A 13,184-nucleotide genomic window follows, 5' to 3' on the forward strand; every position below is an offset into this window, starting at 1 on the left:
CGCACAACAGGTCGTCGGCAACTATTTTCCCGAGACCGGCCGAATCCTCAGCGCGAGAGCAGCATGAGAGCGGCACCGGCGACGATGCGCCGGTACACCGGCTCTACGGACACCGTGTCTCCGTCTGCCTCAAAGAGCCCGAGCTCGGTCAGCTCCTGCAGCTCGTCCGCCAGCAATGTGGAGATCCGGCCGGCGCGCACCTCGTCGATGTCGAGCTCGGGAGGCTCGGGTGCGGAGTCGGGAGTGAGGATCTCGATGAGACGCTGGGCGATCGTGATCGCCGGGGCACCATAGTCCTCGCCGGGAACCAGGTTGATCACGTCGAGCAGCCGCTCGTAGATGAACGCGCCGATGACCGGCAGTGCCGCATCCGCGCTCACCACACCAGAGCGCCACTGGTCAGCGGCGTCGGCGGGCCTGACCTTCGTCCCAGTGATCTCGATGATCTCCGCGCTCTGCATGACGGCCCACATCGCCTCGAGGACGGGCACCTCATCCGCGCTGCGCGCATAGTTCACGCCGTCTTCGTACCGGGCGTTCGAGGCCACACCGACGGCATCGATGCCGAACTGTCCGGCCGCCTCGGCGATATCCGCTCGCTTCACCCGTCCCGTTCCGGTCACCTGTCGGGAGTCGCCGATCCACTCGAGGATTCCGGCGATGCCGGTGACGAGGCGGTTCTGCGTCATGGGCTGCGCGAGCTGCTCCTCGCTCAGTGCATTGGCTTCGACGGCGGCCATCAGGGCCGAGGGTAGCGGGTCGGTGCGCATGCTCGCGGCCTCGGCTCGGGCGCGAGCGGCGTTCCAGCGTTCGGGGGTCTCGTCGGTGTCCATGCGGAAGCGGAGATAGTTGTCGAGAGCTTCGAGGCTGTCGAGGAAGATCACCGTCGAAGGCGATTCGCCGTCGGCATTCTCGGCGCCCTCCTGTCCGTCGACGGCGAAGCTTTCAAGGACGTCGAGGAGGTCGTCGATTCCCTCCGGCTCGTCGATATCTGCGCGGGAGGATACGGCGATGCAGAACAGGAGGTGGGCGATGTCGAAGACCTCTGAGTCTTCATCGCCGTCGTCGTAGGCCTCGGCCAGCCAGTCGCGGAAGCGCTGGTAGAGCGGCATCTCGTAGACGGTCTTTTCGACCTCGTCCATTCGCTCATCGATGTCCCGCGGGTCAGCGGCAGCACCGGCTGCATTATCGGCAGCGTTCGATCCGCCGAGCCACTCGGGCAGGTCCTGCTCCACAGCGGGGCCGTCCTGAGCTTCCTGACCATCCTGGATCACTCGGTCGGTGGGGCTGTAGGTGCCGGCGACCGGTTCCGGATAACCGTCGAGGGGCATGAGTTCGTCGACGACGTCCTGCGCCGAAACCTTGTTTCGCTTGGTCAGGCGCACGACCACGGCGGCCACGGCGAGCATGGACCCTTCGAGGACGTGAAATCCGCTGTTGCTGTTGATGAGGCGGTCGAGGCTGTCGACGACGCGCCCCTTGTGCGCCAGCGCCAGGATGTCGCGTGCCACGGCACGGGACTTCTTCGTCGGCCACTTCGGCGCCATCACTCCGCCCAGTTTGGGTCCGTGGGTCTCGTCGGTGAACCATTCGTCGACCAGGCCCATCGCCACCCCGGTCACCTGTGCGACGCTCGGATTGAAGTCCTCAGGATCCGAGGGCAGGGAGGCCACAACAGCCTCGGCGCGCTTGGTATCACCCTCGGCGAAGGCAAGGGAGAAGGACCGCAGCTTCCCCACCGCCAGTCCGCGATGGGCACCGACCGGAGTGAACAGACGGCGGTTGTACGCCACCTGTGCCCTTTCCATGGCTGCGTGGAATTCGGCTTCGGTGAAGTCCGCATCCGGATCGTCGATGTCGACGCCTTCAGCTTTGAGGAACGGCGCCAACTCCCGCATCATCCGATCGCCCATGCCGGGGTTGTGGCTGATTTTGCCGCCCGCTGCCATACCGTGGAATTCGGGACTGTCGAAGAAAGAAGACACGCACTGCTCCTGCCGAGGATGAACTGAAGCAATAACGGTAACAAGCCAGACCTCGTCCGCCCCAGAACCGACCCGGCATGGCCCCGCGTCTTTACCGAGATCACACTCCGGGCGACCCCAGGGTCTTCCGCACCGCCCTGATGGTCAGCTCGAGGGACTGGGCGCGCACGGTCGGATCGTCGACGCCGACACTCACGCTGAAGAGGTGTCCGGAGCCGATAGTGAGGTAGACGAACGCCGCCGCCCATCCGATCGGCACGCCCTCATCGATGGAGCCGTCCGACTGCCCCCTCGCGATGACGGCTTCGAGCGGATCGGCATCGTCACCCGCACCTTCCGCGCCACCGCCCGCAGATTCTGCATCCGCACGGGACTCGGTGGCCGCCTCGGCGAAGGTCTCATCGGTGATGATCGGGTTGTCGGCGAAGAGCAGGGTGAGCACATCGGGCAGCGTGAACAGCTCCGCGCAGATCCGCTCGAGCGCGGCCAATCCATCGCCGTCGCCGGGCCGGGCCTTCATGACAGCCTCACCGAATCGCCGGGCACCGAGCCGGGCCGCCGCGGCGACGAGCGCCTCCCGATCACCGAAATGCCGATAGAGAGTGGTGCGGCCGACGCCGATCGACTGCGAGAGCTCAATCATCGACGCCTGCGGGTTCTCGGCAAGAATGGTCAGCGCCTCGCTGACCAGGGCGTCTTGGCCCAATCGACGCATGCCCTGCACCGGCACACCCCCTCCCTGACTCGGTGAACGATACAGAGCAGTCTACTTGTGGAACACACATGTTCCACTTTGGTATCATGGAGTACCGCAAAGGCCTTCGAGGATTGAGCATGTGATGGACCAGCCCCGACAGAAGAACGACCCCACCGCCCAGCAGCCCCACACCGCTGCGACGTTCGCGCTCAGTCGGACCGACGTCGTCGTCATCGGCCTCGTCTGCATCGGCATCGGCGTGGCGCTCGGATTCTTCCTGCCCGCACTCGGATCGATCGCCGCGACATTCCCCATCCCCTTCGGAGACGTCATCGAGAAGCTCAGCCGGTTCGACCAGGCGTGGGTTGTCATCGCCCGTCCGATCATCGGCGGGGCGCTCGGGCTCATCGCCACGTTCGTCATCGCCGCCTCGACGACTCCCCTGCGCATCGACGAGCACGGAATCACCATCGGACGAGACGACGACCACCCGCTGCGCATCTCCCGCGCCTCGTTTTCGACCGCATATTTCGCCGAGGGCAAACTCGTCGTCGTCACCGAAGGCGGGCATCAGGCCTTCAAGGGAACCGTCGAAGGCAAGAAAGCTGCGATCGCCGAGGCCTTCACCTCCCACGGCTATCGTTGGGGTGAGATCTGAAGACCGTGGCACCGGCGCGCCCGCGTGAATGAACCCCCGACCGCCCAGCCAAATGTCCACTCGGCCTGCCGGAACCGGCCCCTTCGTCCCGAGTTCGCGACACGTTTGGCCGCCCGTCCTCACCTGGCGTGACGCCATGGAATCGTGACTCGGCTCACGTCACCATGGGGGCATGACCATTGACGTTCCCACCACAGGCCGTTCACTGCCCCAGCTGCAGCCGATCAGCTTCATCGGCGCAGATGGCCGGCTCACCGACACCCCGACCGAGGGGCTGCGCATTCCCAGCGATCGCACCCTGACCGGGCTTTACCGGCAGATGGTCCTCGTCCGACGGTTCGAAGCACAGGTCACGCACCTGACCCGTCAGGGTCGACTCGCGACCTATCCCTCCGCGGCAGGTCAGGAGGCCGCCGAGGTGGGGGCCACCACCGCGCTGGCCCCCGGCGATTGGCTCTTCCCCACCTACCGGGACTCGGCAGCGCTGCTGACCCGTGGGGTGCCCGTGCCCGAGATCCTCGCGGCCTTCCGCGGCGACTGGCACTGCGGGTTCGACCCGCACGAGTACCACATCTCACCTGCGGCGACGCCTCTTGCGACGCAGACCCTGCATGCCACGGGATTCGCCATGGCGGCGAAACTCAAGGGAACGGATGCTGCGACTCTGACCTTCCTCGGCGACGGCGCCAGCAGCGAGGGCGATGCTCATGAGGCCCTCAACTTCGCCTCCGTCTGGCAGACGCCGACGGTCTTCGTCCTCCAGAACAACCAGTATGCGATCTCGACTCCGCTGCGGGAGCAGACGAACGCGACGATGCTCGCCGACCGGGCCGCCGGCTACGGAATGCCCGGGCTGCGCGTCGACGGCAACGATGTCGCCGCTGTGTTCGCCGCTGTCACCGCCGCCCTTGAGCGCGGCCGGAACGGCGACGGCCCCACCCTCATCGAGGCCCTGACCTACCGGATGGAATCGCACACGAACTCCGACGACCCGACGAAGTACCGCGACGCCGAGGAGGTCGAACACTGGAAGCAGTTCGATCCCATCGATCGTCTCGAGAAGTACCTGCGTCAGACCGGTGCCCTCGACGATGCCGGCGTCGATGAGATCGCCGAGGCGGCCGAGACCTTGGCCGCGTCCGTCCGCGATGCCATGAACACCGAGGCCGAGATCGACCCGCGCGAACTCTTCGCCCACGTCTACGCTCGCCCGCGCACCGCACTGGCCGAGCAGCAGCAGGTCCTCGAAGCCGAACTCGCAGCGGCGGGGCACGCATGAGCGTTGAAACGGGAACCGATTCCACCACCGATCCGACCGCGGTGAACGACGAAACCGCCACGGCCGCCTCGGCGAGCAATGTCGGGTCCGCCCCGTCCTCGGTGACGATGACGAAGGCGCTCAACCAGGCGCTGCGCGACAGTCTGGCCGCCGACGACACCGTGCTCATCTTCGGTGAGGATGTCGGCCGCCTCGGCGGGGTCTTCCGTGTCACGGAAGGACTGCGCGCGGAATTCGGGTCGAATCGGGTCTGGGACTCGCCGCTGGCGGAGTCCGGGATCATCGGCACGGCGATCGGCATGGCGATGAACGGGATGCGCCCGGTCGTCGAGATGCAGTTCGACGCCTACGCCTACCCGGCATTCGAGCAGATCGTGTCCCATGTGGCGAAGATGCGGAACCGGACGAAAGGCAAGGTCAGCCTGCCGATCACGATCCGCATTCCCTATGCCGGGGACATCGGCGGCGTCGAGCACCACTCGGATTCCTCCGAAGCGTATTGGACCTCGACTCCGGGGCTGACCGTCGTCACGCCCTCGAATCCGGCGGACGCGTATTCTCTGCTGCGCGAGTCGATCGCCTCCGATGACCCGGTCGTGTTCATGGAGCCGAAGCCGCGGTACTGGATGAAGGAGACCCTCTCCCTGCCTGTGACCACGGCCGCAATGGACCGTGCTCAGGTCCTCCGCGAGGGCACCGATGTCACCCTCCTCGCCTATGGTCCGACCGTGCGCACCGCACTCGATTCCGCGGAAGCCGGTGCCGAGCACGGTCTGTCCGTCGAGGTCATCGACCTGCGCACGCTGTCGCCCTTCGACGATGAGACCGTGTCCGCCTCGGTGCGCAAGACCTCGCGGGCCGCGGTCATCCATGAGGCCGCGCAGTTCGGCGGATACGGCGCCGAGGTGGCCGCCCGCCTCACCGAACGCAACTTCACGCACCTGTCGGCCCCGATCCTGCGGATCGCCGGGTTCGACGTGCCCTATCCCTCACCGAAGATGGAGGAGTACTACTTGCCGACGGTCGAACGCGTGCTCGATGCTCTCGAATCGTGGGATTGGGAGCTGTGATGAGTGCTGAGACGAGTTCTGTGCGTCGCGATGCCGGCTCCGCCGCGGCCACGCGCGAGTTCATCCTCCCCGACCTCGGCGAGGGGCTGACCGAGGCGGAGCTCATCTCCTGGAAGGTCGCCGTCGGCGATGAGGTCCAGGTCGATCAGATGGTCGTCGAGGTCGAGTCCGCGAAGTCCGTCGTCGAACTCCCCTGCCCCTACGCGGGACGCATCGTCAGCCTCCACGCCGCCGCCGGGGACACCGTCAGTGCAGGTCAGGCCCTGCTCTCCGTCGCCGAGGCGGGAGCCGAGGTGAGCGCGGGCGCTGAGTCGACAGCCGACGGCGGTTCCGAGAGCGCGGTGGCGAGCACGAGCGCAGTCGACGCAAACGGCGGAGACGACGGCGGCGAGACTGGCGCCGACGAATCGAACGGCGCGAACCTCATCGGCTACGGCACTTCGGAGCCGAAGACCAGGTCGACGAAGAAACGCTCGTTCGGCGGCAAGCACGCGGCCACACCGGATGCGACATCTACCGCCGCACCGACTGCGGCTCCCGCCGTTCCGACCGTCGTCCCGGATGCTCCAACGCAGCCGCCGACAGAGGCGCCCGCACGCGCTGATGGCTCGTTACCGTCCTCCACGGTCGACTCGTCGGTGTCCGCCGCCGACGAATCAGCGAGCGATGCGGACAACCACGTCTCCCCCGTATCCTCTCCCCTCGTGCGCAAGCTCGCGAAGGATCACGGCATCAGCGCCAAGCACCTGCCCGGTACCGGCCCAGGCGGGGTCGTGACCAGGGTCGATGTGCAATCAGCGATCGGGTCCGGGGCAGGTGCCGCTGCCCACGTCCCCGCAGGGACGTCGCCGGCAAACCAACCGCACCTGGGCACGGAACGGGGAGCCGCCTCGGCGAGCGCTTCCGCATCCCGAACAGCCGCTGCGGCGAAGTTGCCCGCCTTCGCCGGCGATGCCGCAGCAGCGAATTCCCATCGGTCCGACCGCGACACTCGCACCCCGATCACGGGGCTGCGGAAGGTCGTGTCCGAACGCCTCACGAAGTCGCGGCAGGAGATCCCCGAGGCGACGATCTGGCTCGACGTCGACGCCACCGAGCTGCTGACCACGAAGCGCGCGCTCGAGGCGCGCTCGGGAGAGAAGTACTCTCTGCTCTCGCTCGTCGCCCGCTTCGTCGTGGCCGGGCTGAAGAAGTATCCGATCATCAACTCCTCGATCGACACGGCCGCCGGTGAGATCGTCACCCACGGCGACATCAACCTCGGACTGGCCGCGCAGACTCCGCGCGGACTCATGGTTCCCGTCGTCCACGGGGCGGGCGAGATGAGCCTGCGACAGCTGCGCGATTCGGTGTCGGCGACCGTCGGCAAGGCGACGACAGGGAAGTTCGATCCGACTGAGCTCTCGGGAGGAACATTCACGCTCAACAACTACGGTGTGTTCGGCGTCGACGGTTCGGCCCCGATCATCAACCTCCCCGAGGTGGCCATGCTCGGTCTCGGCCGGATCAAGGAACGTCCCTGGGTCGTCGACGGACAGCTGACCGTGCGCAAGGTCATGTACCTGTCCTTCGTCTTCGACCACCGGGCCTGTGACGGTCAGGAACCGAGCGAGTTCCTCACCTTCGTCGCCGCCTGCATCGAGAACCCGATCTCGCTGCTCCCCGAGCTCTGAGGTCTGCCGGGGTCTGAGTGCCGTCCGGCCCGGATCGTCTCAGTTTCGTTCAGGCGCTCGCGCACAAGAGCAACGTCATTCAACCGTCAGCGCACTTGTCGAAAGGTGCACGCCCCGACAAGTGCACTCGCGTTCCTCGCGTCGGAAACTCTTTTGGGATTGCAGCTCCGCATCTCAATTTGACAGCCTCCTGACTCACGGAGCCGCGTTCGGCACCTGACCTAATCATCTCTGCATCGCATTCAGACCTCGGACAAACGTTCACGAGAACCCTTAGCCAATTCAAAAATAAGGCGACTGCATCCAGCCAATAGAAGAATCCAGAACATTACCCAAAACACGCTTTCTGAAGAGAGCACGAAACTGTCGCTCTCGAACAGAAAACATTTTGCTGCATCGCTTGTCGTCAGTGACTTGAGATCGTTGTCCACCAAACATTCTCCGTGTGAAGCAATACTGGATCGTGACGCCAGAACTTCGAGCAAATGTCGCGGTGAAAGAGAATCTACGAGACCCACCAAAAACCCTGAGATCATCAACAGCCCCATAACTATAACCTCTCGGTAAAGTATGTTGCCAATTGATGACAACCGATCACGGACAGACAGATAGGTACCGATTAGTGCCCCCAGAACCGTACCAAGAGTGGAACACGAAAGAGCTAGACCCTCGGACGCTGGCGGAGATGAACTAAGAAGCGATTGGAATGGGGTCCTCGAAATTATATCCCAGAGCGGAGGAGCAATTAGCCCGAGAATTAGACCTATAGCCGCACCGACTCCCGAGCTAGCCGAAAAATACACGATTGAACGGAATGGGCGCCTGTCATCACCGTTGATTCGGACGAAGGAGCCGAGTAGCGCAATGACTGCACAAGAAATCAACCACACCGAAACGATATAAGGGCCGTATGCGTAGAGATAGATTTCCCCCATGCGTTGAAACAACACCGCCGAATCGCTTTCCCCGCTTGCAACCCACGCAAATGACAAAGGTACATAGACCCCCACCCAGGCCACTATTAATAGCATCCACAAAGCGAACATCAACTTGAGACCGATTGCAATCGGTAAATCCACATTTCGAGTGATATCGCTTAAAGTTCTCACGACAGGGCTGTCGCGGCGGATACTGAAGCCCGATTTCCAACCATGCGGTGCAATTACTTTGCCAGCGTTTCTCAGGGAAGACAGCACACCTCGCCAAATTTCGACAAGAGCAACACCAACCTCGTTAACGAAAGTCAGTCGAGTATCCCAGTCAACGCTCCTAGACACCAAAACTCCGATAGTGAAATCGGCAATGAAGAAGACAATCACTCCTCCAACTACCAGTAAATAGAATGGACCTGTAGGTAAGATTGAGCCGGCGAGGAAGGCTCCGCCATAGATGAGCAGCCGCGGGCCTCGCCAATTGTTCGTATATTTGAGGGTGCCTACTCGCTTGATAACACCCCAAACACCGAGACCGATTAGCACAACTGCGGCTGTCAAAATTAGAAACATCTGTATCGACCACCTGTATCAACCCGATTTGCCACCTTTGCCCGGCTTCACTCATGTTCGCACGGAGGACTGACACAGAGTTCGAAAGTCGTGGCGAGGAGCACTCTAGAGGATTTCCCGCGGCTTCCTAGTCCTGACTCGAGTTTTTGGCGATTGCGAACACGATTCTCCGCTGGTCAACTTCACTGACCAGCATCACCAGCGCGATTCCACGATTCGGACCACTCTCCGCCGCCCATGGTCCAGACCACTAGCCTTGCCGGGTCATCTTGCCGAAGACGTCAGAAATGGTGAAAGGGCGCGCGCATGTCCCGGACTCATGATTCACAACCGCCGTCGGGGCCGCCTCGGCGGCGGTTCTCCCTCTTCCTGCTCATCATCCCAGTCGTTCTCTACGCCCTCACCCCGCTCGTGGCGAATTCGGTCGAGCCGCGCATCGCCGGCCTGCCGTTCGTCATCACCTACACGATCGTCGTCACGGTTCTCACCTGGTTCTTCGTGTGGATGACTGCACGCGGCGATCACTACTACCGCTCCGACAAAGCGGAATACATTCCAGCTGATATCGCCTTCGGTGAGGCTCATGAGATCGAAGCGAGCGGGAATTCTCACGAGGAAGGGGCCGGACAATGAGCACTTCCGCAGTCATCGCCTGCATCATCTTCGGCCTCGCCATGCTCGCGACCATCGGTGTCGGCGTGTGGTCCGGCCGGGGTCGGGAGAAATCTCTCGACGAATGGTCGGTGTCCGGTCGCGGACTCGGCTTCGTCTTCATCCTGCTGCTCATGGCGGGCGAGACCTACACGTCATTCTCGTTCCTCGGCACGGCCGGCTGGTCCTACTCCTACGGTGTGCCGATCCTCTACCTCATCGGGTACCTGAGCGTCGGTCTCGTCGTCGCCTACCTCGTTGGACCGCTGTTCTGGACCTACGCGGCCAGGCACAAACTCGTCAGCCTCTCCGACATCGTCGAACATCGTTTCCGCTCCAGAGGGCTCGCGATCCTCGTCGCCGTGCTCGCGACGATCTTCATCGTCCCCTACATCCAGTTGCAGATCCAGGGCATGGGCGCGGTCGTCAACGCGATGAGCTACGGGGCGATCGACCTCAAGATCGCCGCCATCATCTCCTTCATCGTCGCCGAGGCGTTCATCCTCGTCTCCGGTCTGCGCGGTTCCGCCTGGGTCAGCGTTCTCAAGGACGGACTGGTCATCCTCGCCGTGGCCTTCCTCGCGATCTACGTGCCGCTGCACTATTTCGACGGCCTGGCACCTCTGCTCGACCTCCTCGTCAGCGAGAAGTCCCAGTGGCTGACGTTCCCCGGCGCCGGCGAGGGCATCTACGGAGGCGCATGGTTCATCTCGACGATCATCCTCAACGGCATCACCATCACCGTGTTTCCGACATCGATCGCCGGATACCTGTCGGGCACCTCGGCGAATGCACTGCGCCGGAACTCGATCCTCCTGCCGTGGTACCAACTGCTGCTGTTGGTGCCGATGATGGTCGGCGTGGCCGCACTCTTCGTCGTCCCGGCACTCAAGGACGCCGACTTGGCGCTGTTCTCCGTGGTCATCGACTCACTGCCCGCGCCGATCGTCGCGATCATCGGCGTCGCCGGAGCACTGTCGGCGATCGTGCCGATGAGCGTGTACATGCTCTCGGTCGGATCGATGTGGGGCAGGACCGTCCTCGGCGGCGGTCTGGCCGGTCCGAAGAACGCCGCCTCGATGACCTCCGAACAGCACGCCGCCCGTGGTCTGCGCCAGAAGGCGCTGTCCCAGTGGGTGTGTCTGGCAGTCGGTGTCATCGCCCTTGCGATGAGCCTGCTCATGCCGGATGCGCTCGTCGAGCTCTCCGTGCTCAGCTATGAAGGACTCGCGCAGGTCGTTCCGGCTGCACTCCTGTCCCTGTACTGGCCGCGGATGAGCAAGCAGGCCGCTGCCGTTGGGCTCCTCATCGGCTCCGTCGTCATGGTGACCCTTCACTACACGGGACTCGACCCGCTGCTCGGAATCAACGGCGGTCTGTGGGCGGTCGCGGCTAACCTCGTCGTGGTCGTGGCGATCACGCTGGTGAAACCGGACCCGCGGTGGATCCCGGCCGATCAGCGTCAGACACGCACCGAGGCGGCAGTTGGGTAAGAGCGTCCTCCCCGACGGATTCCCGCTCGGCGGCCCGATTCGCTGTCGGTCAGGCCGATTGCGCTCGGTCCCCGACCGCCGCTCTCCCGATGTCGAGACGCGGCCACTCCGCGAGATCCGACAACATCTGCCGGTCGTGGGTGACGACGATGAGCGCCGCCGAGGCGGTCCCGAATGACTCCTCGAGTTTGTCGACCAGCGAGGTGGACAGGTGATTCGTCGGCTCATCGAGGATGAGCACGTCCGGTTCGACGGCCAGACACATCGCCAGCTGGAGCCTGCGCTGCTGACCCTGCGAGAGTCGGCGGACCGGTGTCATCGAATCATCCGCCGAGAGCAGACCGAGGTCCTGCAGGGTGAGGTCACCGGACAGTGACGCCTTCAGTGAGCAGTCCTCGAACACTCGGGCGGCTGTGTCGTCGGCGTTCCACTCGGGAACCTCCTGGCTGAGCAGCTCCACCCGCGCCTGCGGATGTCTCCGCACTTCTCCGGAACTCGGCTCGAGTCGGCCAGTGAGCACGTCGAGCAGCGTCGACTTGCCGGTGCCGTTCGCCCCGGTGATGAGCAGACGGTCGCCGGGATCGATGCTCAGGGAAACCGTCTGCCCCATCCGCCCCTCGACGGTGACCGATTCCGCAGTCAGCAGCGGGCCGCTGTCCGCTTCCCACCGCTCGTCATCGGTTTCCGACACCTCCGGCATGTCCGGCCACTGCAGACGCAGGGGCGGTTCGGGCACCTCAACGGCGTGCCGTTCGAGGTCGTCGGCTCGACGGTTAAAGGCCTGCACGACTCCGGCCGTCCGCGTCGCACGAGCGTGCTTGCCTGTTCCCTTCGGGGGCCGCCATCCGGTGCTCAGTCGGGATCGGGCGTCATCGGCGGCATCGGTCAGGCGGGAGTGCTCGACCACCTCGGCGCGGTAGTCCTGCTCCCATTTCTCGCGGTCCCGACGCTTTCCCTCGACCCATCCGGAGTAGCCGCCGGAATAGGTCCGAGGACGGCCGTCGCGGCTCGGGTCGAGGTCGAGGAAGTCGTTGGCGACATCGCGCAGCAGCGCCCGGTCGTGGCTGACCAGGGCGAATCCGCCGGAGCGATTACACAGCCGCTCGGTGAGGAACGCCAGGGAGGACGTGTCGAGGTGGTTCGTCGGTTCGTCGAGCAGCAGGATGTCCGTGCTCGAACCGAGGACGACGGCCAAACGCACTCGGTAGCGTTGGCCGACGGAGAGGCTGGCAAGCGTCCGCGTGCGATCGGAACAGGCCGAGAGTCCTGCCAGTGCAGTGTCGATGCGACGTTCACCGTCCCAGGCGTCGAGGCGGGTCGCCAGTTCGAGGGCTTCCGCGAACGCCGGCTCGGAGCCGGGGTCTTCCCTGGCCAGCGCCTCGCCGGCAGCGTCGAGTGCGGCCAGCGCGGCGTTCTCGTGGCGCAGGGACTCGTTGATGAGGTCACCGACGGTGCGGTTCGCGTCAGCGTCGAGCGCCTGTTCAAGCAGAGTGACGGTGCCCGTTTGCCGCAGTGTTCCCCGGTCGGGCGGAAGAGTGCCGGCGAGAAGGTGCAGCAGGGTCGTCTTTCCGCTGCCGTTCTCTCCGACGATGGCCGTCCGTGAACCGGCGGAGATCGTCATGTCGAGGCCCGTGAGGACCTCACGGTCGCCGCGCATGACGTGGATGTCTTCGGCACGGATATGTGCGGCAGAGCCAGCGGGCAGCTGATTCTCGCCTGTGGGCAGATCGGTATAAGGGGATGAGGATGTGGTTTCCGGCATCGTGGTCTTTCAGCTCGTCATGGAGCCGGACAGCATGAAGCCACCGTCCGGCGAGGGCCAGGACGGCGCACGAGATGTAGAAAGCTGATCCCGCCGCCGTCAGCGGCGGCTGCGGAGCCTTCTCGATGGGAGACCGAAACTCATGCCGTCAATTCTAGCAAACGCCGAATCGCGCCCGCGGCCCCGGAGAGCCATCCGCCACTGCTGACTGGCTTCCACCAGCACCTTCGACCCTGAACGACAGTGCCGCAGATGCTGGACCAGTGTGAACAGCACCGCAACGGCGAGCACGATATAGATTCCGATCGTCAGCGACGAACTCAAGAGCACAGCCGCATCTCCGTCGGCCACCGCGAGCACACCGCGAAGTCCGGTCTCCGCCCGAGGCCGAGGATGACGCCGATGAGCAGC

The 13,184-nt window shown here is 64.3% G+C and carries 10 protein-coding genes; 6 read left to right on the forward strand and 4 right to left on the reverse strand.

Going from position 1 to position 13,184, the window contains the following annotated elements:
- Positions 1-47 precede the first annotated feature (47 nt).
- Entirely contained in the window at positions 48-1,985 is a 1,938-nt protein-coding gene (locus tag ACQE2J_RS00275) for a hypothetical protein (protein ID WP_135537598.1), read from the reverse strand.
- Between the two features lie 100 nt (positions 1,986-2,085).
- Entirely contained in the window at positions 2,086-2,715 is a 630-nt protein-coding gene (locus ACQE2J_RS00280) for a TetR family transcriptional regulator (protein ID WP_240689557.1), read from the reverse strand.
- A gap of 109 nt (positions 2,716-2,824) precedes the next feature.
- Between ACQE2J_RS00280 and ACQE2J_RS00285 the strand changes: the two genes are divergently transcribed.
- From ACQE2J_RS00285 to ACQE2J_RS00300, 4 genes are all read left to right on the forward strand, one after another.
- Positions 2,825-3,340 carry a YqeB family protein gene (locus tag ACQE2J_RS00285; protein WP_135537599.1) on the forward strand — a complete coding sequence of 172 codons (516 nt, stop codon included), beginning with the start codon at positions 2,825-2,827 and terminating at the stop codon, positions 3,338-3,340.
- Positions 3,341-3,512: 172 nt separating this feature from the next.
- Positions 3,513-4,619: a pyruvate dehydrogenase (acetyl-transferring) E1 component subunit alpha gene (pdhA, locus tag ACQE2J_RS00290; RefSeq protein ID WP_135537600.1), complete on the forward strand. Its 1,107-nt coding sequence runs from the start codon at positions 3,513-3,515 to the stop codon at positions 4,617-4,619.
- A complete protein-coding gene (locus ACQE2J_RS00295; protein WP_135537601.1) occupies positions 4,616-5,689 on the forward strand; it encodes an alpha-ketoacid dehydrogenase subunit beta in 1,074 nt (357 codons plus the stop codon). The genes pdhA and ACQE2J_RS00295 overlap by 4 nt, the downstream gene beginning before the upstream one ends.
- Complete coding sequence (locus ACQE2J_RS00300) at positions 5,689-7,362, forward strand: dihydrolipoamide acetyltransferase family protein (RefSeq protein ID WP_135537602.1); 1,674 nt, start codon at positions 5,689-5,691, stop codon at positions 7,360-7,362. The genes ACQE2J_RS00295 and ACQE2J_RS00300 overlap by 1 nt, the downstream gene beginning before the upstream one ends.
- Before the next feature lie 242 nt (positions 7,363-7,604).
- Here the strand turns inward: ACQE2J_RS00300 and ACQE2J_RS00305 are convergent, their stop codons facing one another.
- Complete coding sequence (locus ACQE2J_RS00305; RefSeq protein ID WP_135537603.1) at positions 7,605-8,681, reverse strand: hypothetical protein; 1,077 nt, start codon at positions 8,679-8,681, stop codon at positions 7,605-7,607.
- A 492-nt stretch (positions 8,682-9,173) separates the two neighbouring features.
- Here ACQE2J_RS00305 and ACQE2J_RS00310 point away from each other — a divergent pair, with 492 nt between their 5' ends.
- Together ACQE2J_RS00310 and ACQE2J_RS00315 are read left to right on the forward strand one after the other, a co-directional pair.
- A complete protein-coding gene (locus ACQE2J_RS00310; protein ID WP_135537604.1) occupies positions 9,174-9,500 on the forward strand; it encodes a hypothetical protein in 327 nt (108 codons plus the stop codon).
- Positions 9,497-11,011 (forward strand): sodium:solute symporter family protein, encoded by a 1,515-nt coding sequence (locus ACQE2J_RS00315; protein ID WP_135537605.1) that lies wholly within the window; start codon positions 9,497-9,499, stop codon positions 11,009-11,011. The genes ACQE2J_RS00310 and ACQE2J_RS00315 overlap by 4 nt, the downstream gene beginning before the upstream one ends.
- Before the next feature lie 49 nt (positions 11,012-11,060).
- Here ACQE2J_RS00315 and ACQE2J_RS00320 read toward each other — a convergent pair whose 3' ends face one another.
- On the reverse strand, positions 11,061-12,773 hold the full coding sequence (locus ACQE2J_RS00320) for an ABC-F family ATP-binding cassette domain-containing protein (RefSeq protein WP_135537606.1): 1,713 nt from the start codon (positions 12,771-12,773) through the stop codon (positions 11,061-11,063).
- Positions 12,774-13,184 lie beyond the last annotated feature (411 nt).

The organism is Brevibacterium sp. LE-L (genome assembly GCF_050214925.1).
Classification (GTDB): Bacteria; Actinomycetota; Actinomycetes; order Actinomycetales; family Brevibacteriaceae; genus Brevibacterium.